Source organism: Ideonella sp. BN130291 (assembly GCF_036231905.1).
Classification (GTDB): domain Bacteria; phylum Pseudomonadota; class Gammaproteobacteria; order Burkholderiales; family Burkholderiaceae_C; genus CAMLIZ01.
The window spans coordinates 137928-155505 of the sequence record NZ_JAZARE010000006.1; the positions used below are offsets into that span (position 1 = coordinate 137928).

Below are 17578 nucleotides of genomic sequence, written 5' to 3' on the forward strand. Positions count from 1 at the left end.
GCGGGCAGTCAGGTTTCCCGCTGCCAGGCCAGGCCGTCTTCCGTGAGCACCGCGTCCAGCGGCACGTCGTGCGGCTCGGCCTGCAGCCAGGGCAGGAAGCCATGCGCATAGCCTACGCCCACGGTGTAGGGCTGGGGCGTCAGGGCCGCCAGCGTGCGATCGTAGAAGCCGCCGCCATAGCCCAGGCGCACACCTTTGGGGCCGAAGCCTACGCAGGGCACCAGCAGCAGCTGCGGCTCGAAGGGCTCGGTGTCCTTGGGCTTGGGGATGCCATAGGCATCGTCTTCCATCGGGCAGCCGGGGTACCAGACATGGAAGCGCAGCTGCTTGGTGTCGCGGTTGATCACCGGCAGGCCGATGCGGCGCTCGGCACCGCCCTCGCTCCAGCGGTACAGCGCGGGCAGCGCATCGAACTCGCCCTTGATCGGCCAGTAGGCGCCGATGGTGCGCTCCTGCCGGCCCACCAGCCACACGCGCAAGGCATGCTGCAGGCGCACCGCGCGTTCATGGCGGTCGGCCATCGCCAGGCGTTCGGCCTGGAGCTGGCGACGCAGCAGCTTCTTGTCGCGCGAGGGTTCCAAAGGCAGGTTGAAGGCGTTGCTCATCGGCCGATTGTGCGGGCGGTGCTGCGGGCTGGCAAACTCGCGCGATGCCGCAAGACGCCCTGCTGGACCACTGCCTGGAACTCTTGTCCGCCGTGGGCCGCCCGCGCTCGCGCCGCATGTTCGGCGGGCAGGGGCTCTATGTGGATGAACTCTTCATCGCACTGATCGTGTTCGACCGCCTGTACCTCAAGGCCGACGACGAGACCCGTGCGCGCTTCCAGGCGGCCGGCTGCCAGCCCTTCACCTATCCGAAGAAGGGCGGCAGCGCCGTCGTGCTGAGTTACTGGACCGCGCCCGACGAGGCCATGGACTCGCCGGACGCGATGGCGCCGTGGGCCCGCATGGCCATGGCGGCCGCGCTGCGGGCCCGCCAGGCGGCACCCAAGCCGGTCAGGAAGCGCAAGGTGCCGGCGCCGGACCCTGCTGCGACGGCCGCAGCGCCTGCAGCCAGCGCCGCAAGGCGGCGGACGGCTTCAGCGCGAGCGAAGCGCTGACTTCCGCACCCGGTGCCACCTGCCGCAGCTCGAAGCGTGCACTCGGCCAGCTTTCGATCACCGCGTCCTGGCTGGCGGGCAGTTCGATGCTGTCGCCGGCTTCCAGCCAGCAGTCGTGCGGCACCTGCTCGGGCGTCGTCGCGCTGGTGGTCAGCCAGACCCGGCCCTCGGTCACCAGCAGCCAGCGACCGCGGTCTTCGGCTGCCAGCCGCATGGCACTGCCTTCGGTCAGGCCCCACTTGCGAACGGCCTGGGAGGCGGAGGACTCTTGCGAATGGCTCATCAACGTGGTGCTCATGGCATACTCCTTTTGCGTCGTCGTGAGAGGCATTCTGGTCGTCTCTCAGGGAAAACTCCAATGAGTTCCAGCACACGCACTGATTCCCAAACCGCATGAATAAACCGGTCCGCCAACGCCCGCTGGGCATCGGCCCGCTGCGCGCATTCGAGGCCGTGGCGCGGCGCCTGAGCTTCCGCGCGGCGGCCGACGACTTGCACCTCACGCAGTCGGCCATCAGCCGCCAGATTCGCGCGCTGGAGGACGAACTCGGCGCGCCGTTGTTCCTGCGTGGCACCCGCCATGTGGAGCTCACCAGCGCCGGCACCGTGCTGCTGCAGACGGTGGTGCCGCTGCTGGACCGGCTGGACGCCAGCGTGCGCCAGATCCGCACCGCGCGCGGGCGGCGCTCGGTGAGCCTGAGCACCTTTGCGTCGTTCGCATCGCTGTGGCTGATCCCGCGCCTGCAGGCCTTCCAGCGCGACCATCCGGACATCGACATCCGCGTGTCGGCGAGCGACGCCATGGCCGACCTGGACGACCCCGAGCTGGACCTCGCGATCCGCTACTGCCACCCGGACGATGCCCCGCCCGGCGCGGTGCGCCTGTTCGGCGAGGTGATGACACCGGCCACCGGCGCCGGGCTGATGGAGCAGGCACGCAACGGCCTCGTGCCGCCGCTGAAGACGCCCGCCGACCTGGCGCGCCACACCCTGCTCGAAGAGGACGACCAGCGCGCGAGTGCCGAGTACCTCAGCTGGCGCTACTGGCTGGCCCAGCACGGCCAGGGCCAGCTGCAGCCCTTGCGCTGGATCTACCTCAACTTCACCTACCAGCAGATCCAGGCCGCGCTGGCCGGCCAGGGCGTGGCGCTGGCACGCATTGCCCTGGTGTCCGAATCGCTGCAGCGCGGCGAGCTGGTGGAGCCCTTCGGCCCCGAGTGCCGGGTGCACTCGCCGTTTGCGTACTGGGCGGTGCCGGGCACCGCGGCCAGCGACCGGCCCGAGCTGCGCCAGTTTTTTGCCTGGGTGGTGCAACAGGCGGCCGAGTCGCGGCGCGCGCTCGGGGAACCTTGAGCGGCGCGGCGCGTCTCACGCCGTCGCGCATGGCCCGCTCGGCTCCACAAGCCCCAAGGTTCACGCCTTGCCTGTCATCGCGCGGCGCAGCCCCTGCGCTACAGTGATCCGAGCCCCTCGCCGCCGCGCCGCCGGCGCCGCCACCCCAGACTCCATGCCCTTCTTCCCCATCGCCCGCTCCACCCTCCGCCTGCTCGTCACCACGCTGGTGACCAGCGTGCTGGCCGGCAGCGCGCCCGTCGTGCTGGCTCAGCCCGTGAGCGCCGCCGACGCCATCGTGCTGGACGCCCGCGAGGCCTTGCGCAAGCGCGACCGCGACCGCCTGGCGGCCGATCGTGCGGCGGCCGTCGTGGGCCGCCATCCGCTGGCCTCCTGGGTGGACTACTGGGAGCTCAGCAACCGCCTCTCCGAAGCACAGCAGCCCGAGCTGGAGGCGTTTTATGCGCGCTGGCCCAACACCTATGTCGAGGACCGGCTGCGCAACGACTGGCTGCTGGAACTCGGCCACCGGCGCGACTGGGCCAACTTCACGCGCGAGTTCCCGCGCTTCAGGATGAACGACGACCGCGAGGTCACCTGCTACGCGCTGCTCACCGAGCACCTGGCCGGGCGCGACGTCACCCAGCAGGCCAAGGCCGCGTGGCGCGCCCAGCGTGACGTGGACGAGGGTTGCAACCTGCTGGCCACCACCATGGTGGAAGCCGGCCGCTTCACGGTGGACGATGTCTGGCGCACCGCCCGCCTGGCGATGGAGCTCAACCGCCTGCGGGTGGTGCGTTTTGCCGCCGGCCTCGTGAGCCCGCAGGCTGCTGCCGCGGTGGGCGAGCTGATCGACGAGCCGGCGCGTTACCTCACGCGCAAGGCCTCGGTGATGGGCCGCACGCAAAGCGAGCTCACCGCGCTGGCGGTGATGCGCATGGCGTGGAACGACCCCGGCGCGGCCGCCGGCCAGCTTGAACAGCGCTGGCAGCATGCCCTGTCGGCGGAGCTCGCGGGCAACACCTGGGCGGTGGTGGCCAAGCAGGCCGCCTTCAAGCTGATGCCCGAGGCGGTGCCGTACTACCAGGCTGCCTGGAAGGCCGGCCACAAGCGCGGCGCCACCAGCATCGACTGGACCGACGATGCGCTCGCCTGGGGCGTGCGCTCCGCCCTGCGCTCCGCACGCGGCAGCGACCGCTGGCTGCAGGTGCGCCAGATGATCGGTGCCATGAGCCCGGCCGAGCGCAAGGACCCGGCCTGGGTGTACTGGGAGGCCCGCGCCATCGCCGCGCTCGCCCTGCCCGGCGCAGAGGGTGATGCCGCGCGCGCACAGAGCCGCCAGCTGCTGGAGTCGATTGCCAGCCCGCTCAGCTTCTACGGCCTGCTGGCCGCCGAGGACATCGGCCTGCCGCTCGCCCTGCCGGACAAACCCACCGCGCTGATGCCGGAAGAAGAAGCCCGCGCGCAGCAGCACCCCGGCCTGCAGCGCGCCCTGCTGCTGATCAACATCGGCCTGCGCAACGAAGGTGTGCGCGAATGGAATTTCTGGCTGCGCGGCATGAGCGACCGTGAGTTGCTGGCCGCCGCCCAGGTGGCCTGCGACCGCGAGGTGTGGGACCGCTGCATCAACACCAGCGACCGCACCCGCGAAGAGGTGGACATCGAGCAGCGCTTTCCCACGCCCTTCCGCAATGACCTGCTGGCCAAGGCGCGCGAGATGGGCATCGACCCGGCCTATGTGTACGGCCTGATCCGCCAGGAGTCGCGCTTCGTCACCGACGCCCGCTCCTCGGTGGGCGCCTCCGGCCTGATGCAGGTGATGCCCACCACTGCGCGCTGGACCGCCAAGAAGCTCGGCATGCCTTTTTCGCCCGAGATGATCACCGACCGTGACACCAACCTGCGCATCGGCACCGGCTACCTCAAGCTGGTGCTGGACGACTTCGGCGGCTCGCAGGCCCTGGCCGCGGCGGCCTACAACGCCGGCCCCACCCGGCCGCGGCGCTGGCGCGAGGGGCCGGTGCTGGAGCCGGCCATCTGGGCCGAGAACGTGCCCTTCAACGAAACACGCGACTACGTGAAGAAGGTGCTCGCCAACGCCGCGCTGTATGCGGCCGTGCTCACCGGGCAGCCGCCTTCGCTGAAGGCACGACTGGGGCCGCCCATCGGCCCGCGCGACGCGACGATTCCCGAGCCGGTGCCCGACCTGCCTTGATGGTGTGCGGGCGGCATGCCAGCGCTGCATCGGGTTGTTGCGCATTCGGCATCGGGATGACAGGCGCGCGCCTCTAGCATCTGGGCCTTCTTCCTGGAGGCCCCATGCAGCTCTACTTCGGCAACAAGAACTATTCGTCCTGGTCCCTGCGGCCCTGGCTGGCGATGCGCCAGCTCGGCATCCCTTTCGATGAGGTGAAGCTGCGGCTGGACTTCAGCGAAGGCTCGGCTTTCAAGGCCACGCTGGAGCGCATGGGGTCGCCCGGCAAGGTGCCGGTGCTGGTGGACGACGGCTTCGTGGTCTGGGACACCCTGGCCATTGCCGAGTACCTGAACGAGCAGTTCCCCGACAAGGCGGTGTGGCCGCGCGGCCTGCGTGAGCGCGCCCGCGCCCGCAGCCTCTGCGCGGAGATGCACTCCGGCTTTTCGGCGCTGCGCAACCACTGCCCGATGAACATCGAGGCCGACCTGCGCCAGGTCGGCGCGGGGATCTGGGACACCGAGGCCGACGTGCGGCGCGACGTGGCCCGCATCGAGCAGCTGTGGGGCGAGCAGCTCGCCGCCTCGGGCGGCCCGTTCCTCTTCGGCGAGTTCAGTGCCGCCGACGCCTACTTTGCGCCGGTGGCCACGCGCCTGCGCACCTACGGGCTGCCGGTGAGCACCACCACCTCCGCCTACGTGGACCGCATCTTCGCGCTCCCGGCGATGCAGCAGTGGGTGTCGGACGCGCTGGCGGAGCAGGACTTCCTGGACTTCGACGAGCCGTACCGCAAGAGCCGCTGACCTACCCGCCGCGCGCCTGCGCGAGTCGCGCCCCTAAACTGGCGCGATGAAGGCTTACGTGGTGGGCGGTGCGGTGCGGGACGAGTTGCTCGGGCGGCCCGCCAGCGACCGCGACTGGGTGGTGGTGGGCAGCACGCCCGACGAGATGCTGGCCGCCGGCTTCCTGCCGGTGGGCCGCGACTTCCCGGTCTTCCTGCACCCGACCACCCGCGAGGAGTACGCCTTGGCCCGCACCGAGCGCAAGAGCGCACCGGGCTACCGCGGTTTCGTGGTGCATGCCGACCCCAGCGTCACGCTGGAAGACGACCTGCGACGCCGCGACCTGACCATCAACGCGATGGCGCGCGACGAAGCCGGCGCGCTGGTGGACCCCTTCGGCGGCGCCGCCGACCTGCGGGCGCGGGTGCTGCGCCATGTGTCCGAGGCGTTTGTCGAAGACCCGGTGCGCATCCTGCGGCTGGCGCGTTTCGCCGCCCGCTTCGCCGACTTCGAGGTGGCCGGCGAGACGATGGCGTTGATGCGCCAGATGGTGGCCGATGGCGAGGTGGACGCGCTGGTGCCCGAGCGGGTGTGGCAGGAGCTCTCGCGCGGCCTGATGGAAGATCGGCCGAGCCGCATGTTCGAGGTGCTGCGCGAGTGCGGGGCACTCGCCGTGCTGCTGCCCGAGGTGGACCGGCTGTGGGGCGTGCCGCAGCCGCCCGCCCACCACCCCGAGGTGGACACCGGCGTGCACCTGATGATGGTGCTGGACATGTCGGCCCAGCTGAAGGCGCCGCTGGAGGTGCGTTTCGCCTGCCTGTGCCACGACCTCGGCAAAGGCACCACGCCGGCCGACGTGCTGCCCCGCCACCTGGGCCACGAGGGCCGCAGTGCGAAGTTGCTGGCGCAGGTGTGCGACCGCTGGAAGGTGCCGCTCGCCTGCCGCGAGCTGGCCGACGTGGTGGCGCGCGAACACGGCAACGTGCACCGCAGCGAGGAGCTCAACGCCGGCGCCTTGATGCGGCTGCTGGAGCGCTGCGACGCGCTGCGCCGGCCCGAGCGCTTCGAGCAGGCGCTGCTGGCCTGCGAGTGCGATGCGCGCGGCCGGCTGGGGCTGGAAGATCGCCCTTATCCGCAGCGTGAGCGCCTGAGGGCTGCGCTGCGTTGTGCGCAATCGGTGGACGCGGCCGCCATCGCGGTGGCGGCGGTGGAGCGCGGCTGGTACGGCCCCAAGATCGGCGACGCGGTGCGCAGCGCCCGGGTGGACGCCATCGCGAGCGGCATGGGCCTCGCGCGCTGAAGCCCGTCAGAGCCGGTGGCTGCGGTCGCCGGCCGCAAAGCCGATGGCGTCGAAACGGCAGCCCTTGGCAAAACCGATCACCTTGAAGAGCTCGCCCATCTCGTGTTCGGCGATCAGCTTGTGCGCCGCTGAAGCGGTGCGCACGTCGGCGCCCTGCAGCAGCTCGGCCAGGCCGCAGTTGATGAGGAAGCGGCCCTGCGAGGTGTAGCCCAGCACGTCCAGCCCGGCCGCCTGCCCCGCCAGCGCGATGCCGGTGAAATTGACGTGGGCGGTGATGTCCTTCAGCCCCAGGTCCACCAGCGGGTCGGTGTCGGCCTGGTGCGCCCGGTGGCACATCAGCGTGCCGCCGGTGCGCTGCGGGTGGTAGTACTCGTCTTCCGGGAAGCCGTAATCCATGAAGAAGGCGGCGCCCTGCTGCAGGTGCTCGGCCAGGGTGGTGATGAAGGCTTCGGCTTGGCGGTGCACCTCGGTCACCGTGCCGGGCAGGAAGGGCCCGTCCACCGGCGGCCGCAGCGCGGTGGAGCGGTCGGACCAGGCAAACCCGTCCCCCTGCGCCACCACGCCGCGCTCCAGCCAGTGTTCACCGGTCCAGTGCAGCAGCGTGACCGGCATCGCGTCCAGCACCTCGTTGCCGACCACCACGCCGCGCAAGGCAGTGGGCAGCGTGTCGGCCCACTGCACCCGCTGGCCAAAAGCGGCCAGGCGCTCCTGCTGGCGCTGGCGCAGCGCCCCCGAGAGATCGACGATGGTGTAGCGCCGCACCCGGTCGCCCAGCGCCTGCAGCAGCTGCTCGGCCAGCGCGCCGGAGCCGGCGCCAAATTCCCACAGCTCGTCGGTGCCGCTGGCTTCCAGCGCCTGCGCCACCTGGCGCGCCAGCGCCCGGGCGAACAGTGGAGAGAGCTCCGGCGCGGTCACGAAGTCGCTGCCCGACGACGGCATCCAGCCGAACTTGCGGCTGCCGTTGGCGTAGTAGCCCAGGCCCGGCGTGTACAGCACCAGCGCCATGAAGCGGTCGAACGGCAGCCAGCCGCCGGCCGCCGACAAGGCCGTCCGCAGCTGCGCCGCCAGGGCGGCCGATACACTGTCGGGTTCGTCGTCCTTGTGCATCGCGGCATTGTAGAAACCATGGCTTCCCGTCCCGTGGCCCTCGTCACCGGCGCCGCCCGCCGGCTGGGGCGTGCCATTGCGCTGGAGCTGGGCGCGCACGGCTGGGACGTGGCGGTGCACTACCGCGGCTCCCAGGCCGACGCCGAAGCCACCGTGGCGCAGCTGCGCACCGGCGGTGCGAATGCGGCTGCCATCGCCGCGGACCTGGCCGACGAATCCGCCTGCCAGGCGCTGCTGCCGGCGGTGGTGCAGCAGTTGGGCCGGGCCGATGCCGTGGTCAACAGCGCCTCCACCTTCGAACACGACGGCATCGACAGCTTCAGTTACGACGCGATGGACCGCCACTGGCGCGCCAATACCGCGCCGGCCATCGTGCTGGCGCGTGCGCTGCATGCGCACCTGCAGCCACGCGGCGGGTGGGGTTGCGTGGTGAACCTGCTGGACCAGAAACTCTGGAATCCGAATCCGGACCACCTGTCCTACACGCTGTCGAAGGCGGCGCTGGAAAGTGCCACCCCCCTGCTGGCCCAGGCGCTGGCGCCGGTGCTGCGGGTGTGCGGCGTGGCGCCCGGCATCACCTTACCCTCCGGCCCGATGAACGAGGCCGAATTCCAGGCCGCCCACCGCATGACGCCCCTTGAACGTTCGTCCACGCCCGACGACGTGGCCCGCGCCGTGCGCTTCCTGCTCGAATCCCCCGCCATCACCGGCACCACCCTGCTGGTCGACGGCGGCCAGCACCTGACGCGCCAGCCGCGCGATGTGTACTTCCTGGCGTCCAGCGCCAAGGACTGACCCATGTCCAGCCCGCTCCACCTGCCCAGTCTCATCGACTGCCGGCGCCTGTTTTTGCGCAACTACGAGGTCTGGATCAACATCGGCGTGCACGACTTCGAAAAGCGCGGCGAGCAGCGTGTGCTGATCAACGTGGACCTGTTCATCCCGCTCGCGAAATCCACGCCCAGGGAGGACGAACTGCACGAGGTGGTGGACTACGACTTCATGCGCCGCAGCATCGCCGAGCGGGTGAAACAAGGCCACATCCACCTGCAGGAAACCCTGTGCGACGACGTGCTGGCGCTGATGCTGGCGCATCCTTCGGTCAAGGCGGCGCGGGTGTCGACCGAAAAGCCGGACGTGTACCCCGACTGCGATGCCGTGGGCGTGGAAGTCTTCGGGATGAAGGATTGAGCGAGATGAGCGCAGTACTGAACGACGACACCGCCGCGGCCGACAAGAAGGCCGCCTTCGAGGCCAACAAGCTCAGCAAGCGCCTGCACCGGCAGGTCGGCCAGGCGATCGCCGACTTCAACATGATCGAGGACGGCGACAAGGTGATGGTGTGCCTGTCCGGTGGCAAGGACAGCTACGCCCTGCTGGACGTGCTGATGAACCTGCGCCAGCGCGCGCCCATCCGCTTCGAGATCGTGGCGGTGAACCTGGACCAGAAGCAGCCGGGTTTCCCGGAAGAAGTGCTGCCCAACTACCTGCGCAGCCTGGGCGTGCCCTTCCACATCGAGAACCAGGACACCTACTCCATCGTCAAGCGCCTCATCCCCGAGGGCAAGACGATGTGCAGCCTGTGCTCGCGCCTGCGCCGCGGCATCCTCTACCGCGTGGCCGGGGAGCTGGGTGCCACCAAGATCGCACTGGGCCACCACCGCGACGACATGCTGCAGACGCTGTTCATGAACATGTTCTTCGGCAGCCGCCTGAAGGGCATGCCGCCCAAGCTGGTGAGCGACGACGGCAAGAACATCATCATCCGGCCGCTGGCCTACGTGGCCGAGACCGACCTGGAGAAGTGGGCCGCGCACCGGCAGTTCCCGATCATTCCCTGCACCCTGTGCGGCAGCCAGGAGAACCTGCAGCGGGTGCAGATCAAGCAGATGCTGCGCGAGTGGGACCGCAAGTTTCCCGGCCGCGTGGACAACATGTTCACCGCGATGGGCAACATCGTGCCCTCGCACCTGATGGACCGGAACCTTTACCCTTTCACCACGCTCAAAACCACAGGCGTGGCCGATCCGTCGGGCGACAAGGCATTCGACGACGATGACACAGGCTGTGCCCCGGCGGCGCCGGCCGTTGTCCAGTTGAAGCTGCACGACGACTGACGCCGCCGCCTTGTTTGCCGGAGGTTGTGTGATGCGACGCCTTGCTCCCCTTGTCCTGGCCCTGGCACTGGCCGGATGCGCCGGAATGAACTCCGTCACCAGCGACGTGGCCACCTTTGGCGAGTGGCCGGCCGGCCGCCCGCCCGGCAGCTTCACCATCGAGCGCCTGCCGTCGCAGCAGGCGCGCGGCGCCCAGCAGGACACGTTGGAAGCCGCCGCCCGCAGCGCGCTGGAGCAGGCCGGCTTCAAGCCGGCCACCGACGCCGCCAGCGCCGACGTGGTGGTGCAGATCGGCGCCCGCGTCACCCGCACCGACTTCACCCCCTGGGACGACCCGCTGTGGTGGCGCTGGGGTGGCAACTACTGGCGCCGCCCGGGCTACTACTGGCGGCCGGGCTGGGGCTTCCCGCCGCAGTACGAAAGCCAGTACGACCAGGAAGTGGGCCTGCTGATCCGCGACCGCCGCACTGGATCGCCACTGTACGAGGCACGCGCCAGCAACGAGTCGCGCACGCAGGCAAGCACCGCCGCCTTGGGCGCCATGTTTCAGGCCGCGCTGAAGGACTTCCCCAACGCCGTGCCGCAGGCACACCGCGTGCAGGTGCAGCTGGCGCCGCAGGCGCAGTGAGGCCGGGCCTCAGCGTGGCGCTGCGTTGAGCGCCCGCACGTCGTCTTCCCAGCGCTTGAGCTTGCGCTGCGCATACTGGCGCTGCGCCGGGCTCATGGTGTTGTGCACCTGGGCTGCAAAAGCGCAGTTGTAGTCCCACACCCGCTGCTGCTGCGGCCGGTAGGCCTCGCGGGGCGACTGCTCCACATGCTGCGCCACCTGGCGCAGCGCGGCCTGCGCCTGCCCCAGCAGCGCGGCCGGTTCGGCACGGGCCGCCTTGGCGGCCTGCAGCTGGCGCAGCGCCTGCAGCACCTCCTGCTGCACCAGCCGGCGTTCGGCCAGCCAGAGCTCCGGGTCGTAGGGCGAGGCAGACACCGCCTGCACGATGCGCTGGTGCTGGGCATCGTCCACCGAGCCGTACACCAGCTCGAAACGCTCCACCGCCTTCTTCACGTTGGCCTTGATGCGGTCCTCGCGGCGCGGCCCCATGAACTCGTCGCGGTACTTGGCGTTGTTCTTCTCGAACTTCTTCTCCAGGTGCTTCAGTTGCTCCGGCGTGAGCGTGAGCGCCACCTCCGCCAGCGAGGGCACGGCATGGTCGTAGGCCAGCATGGTGCGGCGCTTGACCTCCTGCGCCATGCCGCACATCGCCTGCGGCGTGAGCACCGGGTCCAGCACCTGGGTCTGGGCGCGCTGCAGCAGCTGGGCGTAATCGGGCAGCTGATCCTGCCGGTTCCACTGGAACCACTGGTCGATGAGCTGGCGCACACGCGGCGCCTGGTCGTCGTCGAAGTCGACATAACCGTCCATCCACCAGTACAGCAGGGTGGGCCCCTGGTTGTAGGTGATCTTCAGCGCCACGCTGCAACCCGCCACCAGCGCCAACATCACCATGGCCGCACCGATAATCCAGCGTCTGAACAAGGATCCCTGCATGTCGCTCCAGATCGTCATCATGGCCGCCGGCAAGGGCACGCGCATGAAGTCGCAGCTGCCCAAGGTACTGCACCGCCTGGCCGGCCGAAGCCTGGTGCAGCATGTGCTGCACACCGCCGGGCGGCTGGCCGCCCGCCACACCATCGTGGTCACCGGCCACGGCGCCGACACGGTGGAATCGGCAATCGCCGGGCCCGGGCTGGCATTCGTGCGCCAGATGCCGCAGCTTGGCACGGGCCACGCGGTACAACAAGTCGTACCGCAGCTGGGCGACGAAGGCACGGTGCTCATCCTCAACGGCGACGTGCCGCTGGTCGCCGAAGCCACCGCCCGCGCCCTGGCCGAGGCCTGCGCCGGCGAGCGCCTGGCGCTGCTGACCATCGAGCTGCCCGACCCCACCGGCTATGGCCGCATCGTGCGCGAGCCGGGCACCAGACGTGTGCTGGGCATCGTGGAGCACAAGGACGCCACGCCCGAGCAGCGCGCGATCCGCGAGGTCTACACCGGCATGATGGCCGCGCCCGCCGCCTGGCTGAAGCGCTCGGTGATGGCGCTGAAGAACGACAACGCCCAGCGTGAGTACTACCTCACCGACATCGTCGCCATGGCCGTGGCCGACGGCGTGCCGGTGGTGGCTTCACCCGCGGCCAGCGAGACCGAAGTGCTGGGCGTCAACAGCCCCGCCCAGCTGGCCGACCTGGAGCGCCGCTACCAGCGCGCCCAGGCCGAGGCGTTGATGGAAGCCGGCGTGCGCCTGGCCGACCCCGCCCGTTTCGACGTGCGGGGCACGCTGAGCTGCGGCACCGACGTGGAGATCGACATCGGCTGCGTCTTCGAAGGCACCGTGCACCTGGCCGATGGCGCCCGCGTCGGCCCCCACTGCGTGCTGCGCGACGCCCGCATCGGCGCGGGCGCGGTGATCCATCCCTTCACCCACATCGAAGGCGCCACGGTGGGCGCCGGCGCGCTGGTCGGCCCCTACGCCCGGCTGCGCCCGGGCGCCGAGCTGGGCGAGGAGGTGCACATCGGCAACTTCGTCGAGGTGAAGAACTCCACCCTGGCCAAGGGCGCCAAGGCGAACCACCTCGCCTACCTGGGCGACGCCACCGTGGGCGAGCGGGTGAACTATGGCGCCGGCTCCATCACCGCCAACTACGACGGCGCCAACAAGCACCGCACCACCATCGGCAACGACGTGCACGTGGGCTCCAACTGCGTGCTCGTCGCCCCGGTGACCCTGGGCGACGGCGCCACCATCGGCGGCGGCTCCACCATCAGCAAGGACGCGCCGGCCGGGCAGCTGACGGTCGCCCGCGCAAGGCAGGTCACACTGGCGGGCTGGACCCGGCCGCAGAAACAGAAGAAGTGACGTAGCGCGGCACCTGTATTGGTCCCTAGGGACAGGCCGCAAAGCGGCCAGGGGAGCGCCCTTGCCGGGCGGGCGAATCCGGGAGCGGGTTTCCCGGCCCGGATTCGAACCCCCTCGGGGGGTGGCCGCCAGGCGGCCGGGGGCTCAATCGGAGAGGATTTGTGCCGCAAGGCACAGGTCCTCCCACGCCTTGGCCTTGTCGGGCAGGTTGCGCAGCAGGTAGGCGGGGTGGTAGGTCACCACCAGCGGCACGCCCTGGTACTGATGCACCCGGCCGCGCAGGCGGCCGATCGGCTCACCGCTGCGCAGCAGCGCCTGCACCGCAAAACGGCCCATCGCCAGGATGACCCTGGGCTGCACCAGGGCCAGCTGGCGCTGCAGGAAGGGCTCGCAGCGCGCCAACTCCTCCGGCTCGGGATTGCGGTTGCCGGGCGGCCGGCACTTCAGCGTGTTGGCGATGAACACCTGGCGCTCGGGCGGGCCGGGGTCGCGGGTGAGGTTCAGCGCCCGCAGCATGCTGTCCAGCAGCTGGCCGGCCGGGCCGACAAAGGGTTCGCCCTTGCGGTCTTCCTGCTCCCCGGGCGCCTCGCCCACCACCATGAGGTGCGCACGCTCGTTGCCCACGCCGAACACCGTGTTGCGGCGGCCCTCGCACAGGCCGCAGGCGCGGCAGGCGGCCACCGCCTCGCGCAAGGCGGGCCAGTCCAGCGCGGCGACCGGCGAAGTGGCTGTGCTCGCGGGATGATCCACCGGCACGGCAGGCGTTGCGCTCTGTGGGTCACGCGGCGCCCCGGTGGCCACCGGGGCCGCCCGCGCGGGCGCAGGCCCAGGGGCCGGCGTTGGCCGGGGCGCATCGGCCACGACCGCCATCTCTTCGGTCGCGTCCGGCACCCAGACCGAGAGCCCCATCTCGGCCAGCATCAGGCGCTGGCGTTCAGACCAGCCCATCGGGTGCCTCCGGCGGCTGCGTGATGTGCAGGCTCATCACCACCGCATCTTCCCGGCTGCCCTGCGGCCCCGGGTAATAACCGCGCCGCACGCCCACCTGCACGAAGCCATAACGTTCATAGATGCGGCGAGCGCGGGTGTTGCTCTGCCGGACCTCCAGCCACACCGCACTGGCCGGCACGCCGCGCGCATGGAGCACCAGCCGGTCCAGCAGATGACGGCCCAGGCCCCGGCCCCAATGCGTGGGCGCGACGGTGAGGTTCAGCAGGTGCATCTCGTCCACACCCTGCATCGCCACCTGGTAGGCAACCACCTCGCCGGCCGGCCCGAGCATCACCTCGGCCAGGTAGCCCGCGGCCAGGGAATCCACGAAGTTGCCGCGGCTCCACGGGAACGCATACGCACTGGCCTCGATGGCGGCCACCGCCTCGACACGCGCGCCGGTCATCGGCACCACGCGGGGGGCTGTGGATTGCCAGGCGGCGCTCATCCGGCCGCCTCCCCCGCCTTGGCGGCCGCCCGCTCCGCCGTGGTCAGCGCCACCTTGTCGCGCAGGTACAGCGGCAGCGCATCGGCCGCGTCCAGCGTGTCGCCCCGCTGCCACGCCTGCTGCGCCACCCGCAGCAGCGCAGCGGCACGCTGCTGCTGCACCGGGTATTGCGCGGCGGCGCCCACCTGCAGGCGCTCGCCGAAGGCCTGCAGCGCCGAGCCCGCCAGCGCGGCCGGTGGCGCGCCGTGCCAGCGCGCATGCAAGGTCGGCAGGTCGTACAGCGCCGGCGCATCGTGCACCGTCCAGCGGCCGTCGCTCCAGGCATAACGGCCGGCATACACCTCGTCCATGCGGGCGTCCATCACCACCCACAGATCAAAGACGGGCGGCGCGCCGGCGGCCACCCGCGCGTCCTCCGCCACGATCAGCAGGCTGTCCAGCGCCAGCACCGGCCTGGCCGCACCGAAGGCCAGGCCCTGGGCCACCGCGCAGGCGGTGCGCAGGCCGGTGAAGGCCCCGGGCCCGCACGCGAACGCGATCGCATCCAGGTCCGCGAGGCGGGTGCCCGCCTGCGCCAGCAGCCCCAGCAGCTGCGGCAGCAGCTGGGCCGAGGCCTGCGCGCCACCGGTTTGATCCACCCAGTGCTCACCACCACCAAACTGCAGCGCGAGGCACAGGCGCTCGGTGGAGCTGTCGATGGCGAGCAGGGCGTTGGAAGAGGCGCTCACGGGAGGCGTTGACACAGCGGCGAGAGGCGCGCCAGGACATGTCGCGTTGCGACCGGCTGGCGCGGCGCGGGAGGCCCGCGCGGCATGCCGGCCAGTGTAGCCGTGCGATCATGCCGCCATGCTCCGGTCGCTCTTGCGCACGCTGGTCCTGCTGCTCGTGCCGGCCTTCGTTTCGGCCGCCTCCGCCCAGCCCCTGCCGCGCGAGGTGGCCCAGGCGCTCAAGCGCGCCGAGGTGCCACGCGACGCGCTGGCCGTGGTGGTGCAGGAGGTGGCCGCCGGGCGCTCCCTGCCGCCGCCAAGGCTGGTGTTCAACGCCAGCCAGCCGATGAACCCGGCGTCGCTGTTCAAGCTGGTGACGACCGCCGCCGCGCTGGACCTGCTGGGCCCGGCCTACACCTGGCAGACCCCCCTGTGGCTGCAGGGCCGCCTGGACAACGGCGTGCTGCACGGCTCGCTGGTGATCCGCGGCAGCGGCGACCCGAAGCTGGTGGTCGAGCGGCTGTGGCTGCTGATGCAGCGCCTGCGCCAGCAGGGCCTCCAGGAGATCGACGGCGACATCGTGCTGGACCGCAGCCTGTTCACCGAGGCGGACATGGAGCCGGGCGCCTTTGATGGCGAGCCGCTGAGGCCCTACAACGTGCGCGCCGACGCCCTGCTGCTGAACTACAAGTCGGTGCGCTACACCTTCACGCCCGATCCGGCGCACGGCGTGGCGCGCATCAGCGTGGAGCCGGCGCTGGCGCAGGTGATCGTGGACGCCGCCGTGCCGCTGGACGACGGGCCCTGCACCGACTGGCGCGCTCAGCTCAAGGCGAACTTCGCCGACCCGGTGCATGCGCGCTTCGAGGGCCGTTATGCCGCCGGCTGCGGCGAGCGCCAGTGGCCGGTGGCGCATGCGGAGCCCGGGCGCTACAACGCGCGCCTGCTGGAGGCGCTGTGGCGCGACAGCGGCGGCCGGCTGCGCGGCAGTGTGCGCGAGGGCAGCGCGCCGGTGGACAGCCCGCCCAGCCTGGTGGTGGAGTCGCCGCCGCTGGCCGACGTGGTGCGCGACATCAACAAGTTCAGCAACAACGTGATGGCGCAGCAGCTCTTCCTCACCCTGGGCGCGGTGCAGGCCGGGCGCGGCTCGCCGGACACGGCACGCCAGGCGCTGCAGCGCTGGATCGCCCAGCGCTTTGGCGAGGCGGCGGCGAGCGCCACCGTGATCGACAACGGCAGCGGCCTGTCGCGCGACACGCGGGTGTCGGCCGCCCTGCTGGCGCGGCTGCTGCAGCAGGCCTATGCCGGGCCTGCGATGCCGGAACTGATGAGCTCGCTGCCGGTGAGCGGCCTGGACGGCACCTTGCGCAACGCGGCCGGCCTGCCCGCGGGCCGCGCGCACCTGAAGACCGGTTCCCTGCGTGACGTGGCGGGCGTGGCCGGCTACGTGCTCGCCGCCAGCGGCAAGCGCTACCTGCTGGTGGCGCTGATCAACCATCCCCATGCCCAGGCGGCGCGCGGCGCGCTGGATGCCGTGGTGCAATGGACCTACGACGACTGATGCCCTTGTTCGCTGTACAGCTCACGATCGCCGACTGGCTCGGCACCCTGGCCGCCCTGCTCACCACCACCGCCTTCGTGCCACAGGCCTGGCTCACCTTCCGCACCCGCGACGTCAGCGGCATCTCGCTGGGCATGTATGCCTGCTTCACCTGCGGCATCGCCCTGTGGCTGGCCTACGGCGTGTTGCTGGACGCCTGGCCGATCATCGTGGCCAATGCGGTGAGCCTGGTGCTGGCGACCAGCATCCTGGTGATGAAGGTCAGCGCCGGCAACAAAAAAGCCGTCGCGCCCGCAGGCGGCGACGGCCCTGGCCTGCGCGGCCAACGTCAGAAGCTGTAGCCCACGCAGAGGGTGTAGGCCACCGGGTTGAACTTGATGTGGGTGGTGCGCACCACGTCGCCAGAGGCGGTGGTCGTGGTGGCCTTCAGGTCGCTCTTGACATCGGCATAGGCGATGGTGCCCACGATGGACCAGGCCTTGTCGATCGCATAACTGGCACCCACGTGGGCGGCCAGGCCCCAGGAGTCCGACAGCTCGATCTTGGTCGGGCCGCCGCTGGCCGCTTCACCCGATGCCGTGCTGCGGGCACCGGTGAAATGGGTGTAGTTGATGCCCACACCCACGAAGGGCTCGACCTTGGCCATCGGGCTGAAGTGGTAGTTCACGAGCACCGTGGGCGCCACCTGCTTCACCGACGAGATCTGGCCAAAGGGCTCGATGAAGCCGCGGCCATAGGTCTTGTGGCGCGGCGGGATGCCCAGCGCGGCCTCCACGCTCCAGGCTGGCGTGAAGCGGTACGTGTAGCCAAAGCCGACGGTGGAGGCGTCGTCCACCTCGATCTGGGCGCCGGGCGCAGGCAACGCCTGGCCGCCGGACAGCGCCGGTGCCCGGCTGTGCACGTCGATGTAGGCGCCGCCCACGTAGACGGTGTTCGACTGCGCCGAGGCGCCCGCAGCGCCGAGCGACAGCAGCGCCGCCGCGGCGGCCGAAAGAAGGTTTTTCATGGGATGTTGATTCCTTGGCTGCG

General features: G+C 70.7%; 20 protein-coding genes. 12 read left to right on the forward strand and 8 right to left on the reverse strand.

Annotated elements, in window-relative coordinates; translation table 11 throughout:
• Nucleotides 1-8 precede the first annotated feature (8 nt).
• Nucleotides 9-605, reverse strand: coding sequence for a 5-formyltetrahydrofolate cyclo-ligase (locus VPH43_RS14275; RefSeq protein ID WP_328578390.1), 597 nt, complete (start codon nt 603-605; stop codon nt 9-11).
• 44 nt (nt 606-649) lie between these two features.
• Here VPH43_RS14275 and VPH43_RS14280 point away from each other — a divergent pair, with 44 nt between their 5' ends.
• The gene (locus VPH43_RS14280) at nt 650-1099 is read left to right on the forward strand and encodes a TfoX/Sxy family protein (protein WP_328578391.1); all 450 of its coding nucleotides are present in this window, start codon (nt 650-652) and stop codon (nt 1097-1099) included.
• On the opposite strand, the gene VPH43_RS14285 is transcribed toward VPH43_RS14280, so the two are convergent.
• Nucleotides 996-1397: a DUF2917 domain-containing protein gene (locus VPH43_RS14285; protein ID WP_328578392.1), complete on the reverse strand. Its 402-nt coding sequence runs from the start codon at nt 1395-1397 to the stop codon at nt 996-998. The two genes, VPH43_RS14280 and VPH43_RS14285, sit on opposite strands and share 104 nt — an antisense overlap.
• A gap of 95 nt (nt 1398-1492) precedes the next feature.
• Here VPH43_RS14285 and VPH43_RS14290 point away from each other — a divergent pair, with 95 nt between their 5' ends.
• From VPH43_RS14290 to VPH43_RS14305, 4 genes are all read left to right on the forward strand, one after another.
• A complete protein-coding gene (locus tag VPH43_RS14290) occupies nt 1493-2452 on the forward strand; it encodes a LysR family transcriptional regulator (RefSeq protein ID WP_328578393.1) in 960 nt (319 codons plus the stop codon).
• A 154-nt stretch (nt 2453-2606) separates the two neighbouring features.
• A complete protein-coding gene (locus VPH43_RS14295; RefSeq protein WP_328578394.1) occupies nt 2607-4646 on the forward strand; it encodes a lytic transglycosylase domain-containing protein in 2040 nt (679 codons plus the stop codon).
• Nucleotides 4647-4750: 104 nt separating this feature from the next.
• On the forward strand, nt 4751-5428 hold the full coding sequence (locus VPH43_RS14300) for a glutathione S-transferase family protein (protein ID WP_328578395.1): 678 nt from the start codon (nt 4751-4753) through the stop codon (nt 5426-5428).
• 46 nt (nt 5429-5474) lie between these two features.
• Entirely contained in the window at nt 5475-6707 is a 1233-nt protein-coding gene (locus VPH43_RS14305; protein ID WP_328578396.1) for a multifunctional CCA addition/repair protein, read from the forward strand.
• Nucleotides 6708-6713: 6 nt separating this feature from the next.
• Here VPH43_RS14305 and VPH43_RS14310 read toward each other — a convergent pair whose 3' ends face one another.
• Nucleotides 6714-7814 (reverse strand): class I SAM-dependent methyltransferase, encoded by a 1101-nt coding sequence (locus VPH43_RS14310; RefSeq protein ID WP_328578397.1) that lies wholly within the window; start codon nt 7812-7814, stop codon nt 6714-6716.
• Between the two features lie 18 nt (nt 7815-7832).
• Between VPH43_RS14310 and VPH43_RS14315 the strand changes: the two genes are divergently transcribed.
• The 4 genes from VPH43_RS14315 to VPH43_RS14330 all read left to right on the forward strand — a co-directional run bounded on the left by VPH43_RS14315 (nt 7833) and on the right by VPH43_RS14330 (nt 10559).
• Nucleotides 7833-8609, forward strand: a complete 777-nt coding sequence (locus VPH43_RS14315) for an SDR family oxidoreductase (protein WP_328578398.1) — start codon at nt 7833-7835, stop codon at nt 8607-8609.
• 3 nt (nt 8610-8612) lie between these two features.
• Nucleotides 8613-9005 (forward strand): dihydroneopterin aldolase, encoded by a 393-nt coding sequence (locus VPH43_RS14320; protein WP_328578399.1) that lies wholly within the window; start codon nt 8613-8615, stop codon nt 9003-9005.
• Nucleotides 9006-9010: 5 nt separating this feature from the next.
• On the forward strand, nt 9011-9931 hold the full coding sequence (gene ttcA, locus VPH43_RS14325) for a tRNA 2-thiocytidine(32) synthetase TtcA (RefSeq protein ID WP_328578400.1): 921 nt from the start codon (nt 9011-9013) through the stop codon (nt 9929-9931).
• An 85-nt stretch (nt 9932-10016) separates the two neighbouring features.
• Complete coding sequence (locus VPH43_RS14330; RefSeq protein WP_328578401.1) at nt 10017-10559, forward strand: DUF4136 domain-containing protein; 543 nt, start codon at nt 10017-10019, stop codon at nt 10557-10559.
• Between the two features lie 9 nt (nt 10560-10568).
• On the opposite strand, the gene VPH43_RS14335 is transcribed toward VPH43_RS14330, so the two are convergent.
• Nucleotides 10569-11474 (reverse strand): DUF6279 family lipoprotein, encoded by a 906-nt coding sequence (locus VPH43_RS14335; protein WP_328578402.1) that lies wholly within the window; start codon nt 11472-11474, stop codon nt 10569-10571.
• Here VPH43_RS14335 and glmU point away from each other — a divergent pair.
• Nucleotides 11473-12843, forward strand: a complete 1371-nt coding sequence (glmU, locus tag VPH43_RS14340) for a bifunctional UDP-N-acetylglucosamine diphosphorylase/glucosamine-1-phosphate N-acetyltransferase GlmU (RefSeq protein ID WP_328578403.1) — start codon at nt 11473-11475, stop codon at nt 12841-12843. The two genes, VPH43_RS14335 and glmU, sit on opposite strands and share 2 nt — an antisense overlap.
• 144 nt (nt 12844-12987) lie before the next feature.
• Here the strand turns inward: glmU and VPH43_RS14345 are convergent, their stop codons facing one another.
• The 3 genes from VPH43_RS14345 to tsaB are packed head-to-tail and all read right to left on the reverse strand — an operon-like array spanning nt 12988 to nt 15009.
• Nucleotides 12988-13791, reverse strand: a complete 804-nt coding sequence (locus VPH43_RS14345) for a uracil-DNA glycosylase (protein WP_328578404.1) — start codon at nt 13789-13791, stop codon at nt 12988-12990.
• On the reverse strand, nt 13778-14281 hold the full coding sequence (gene rimI / locus VPH43_RS14350) for a ribosomal protein S18-alanine N-acetyltransferase (protein ID WP_328578405.1): 504 nt from the start codon (nt 14279-14281) through the stop codon (nt 13778-13780). The genes VPH43_RS14345 and rimI overlap by 14 nt, the downstream gene beginning before the upstream one ends.
• Nucleotides 14278-15009 (reverse strand): tRNA (adenosine(37)-N6)-threonylcarbamoyltransferase complex dimerization subunit type 1 TsaB, encoded by a 732-nt coding sequence (tsaB, locus tag VPH43_RS14355; protein ID WP_328578406.1) that lies wholly within the window; start codon nt 15007-15009, stop codon nt 14278-14280. Before tsaB ends, rimI begins: the two co-directional genes overlap by 4 nt.
• Before the next feature lie 118 nt (nt 15010-15127).
• On the opposite strand from tsaB, the gene dacB reads away from it, so the two are divergent.
• Together dacB and VPH43_RS14365 are read left to right on the forward strand one after the other, a co-directional pair.
• Nucleotides 15128-16549: a D-alanyl-D-alanine carboxypeptidase/D-alanyl-D-alanine endopeptidase gene (gene dacB, locus VPH43_RS14360; protein WP_328578407.1), complete on the forward strand. Its 1422-nt coding sequence runs from the start codon at nt 15128-15130 to the stop codon at nt 16547-16549.
• Nucleotides 16549-16890 (forward strand): SemiSWEET transporter, encoded by a 342-nt coding sequence (locus VPH43_RS14365; protein ID WP_328578408.1) that lies wholly within the window; start codon nt 16549-16551, stop codon nt 16888-16890. The genes dacB and VPH43_RS14365 overlap by 1 nt, the downstream gene beginning before the upstream one ends.
• Here the strand turns inward: VPH43_RS14365 and VPH43_RS14370 are convergent.
• Nucleotides 16878-17555, reverse strand: coding sequence for an OmpW/AlkL family protein (locus VPH43_RS14370; RefSeq protein WP_328578409.1), 678 nt, complete (start codon nt 17553-17555; stop codon nt 16878-16880). The two genes, VPH43_RS14365 and VPH43_RS14370, sit on opposite strands and share 13 nt — an antisense overlap.
• Nucleotides 17556-17578: the final 23 nt, after the last annotated feature.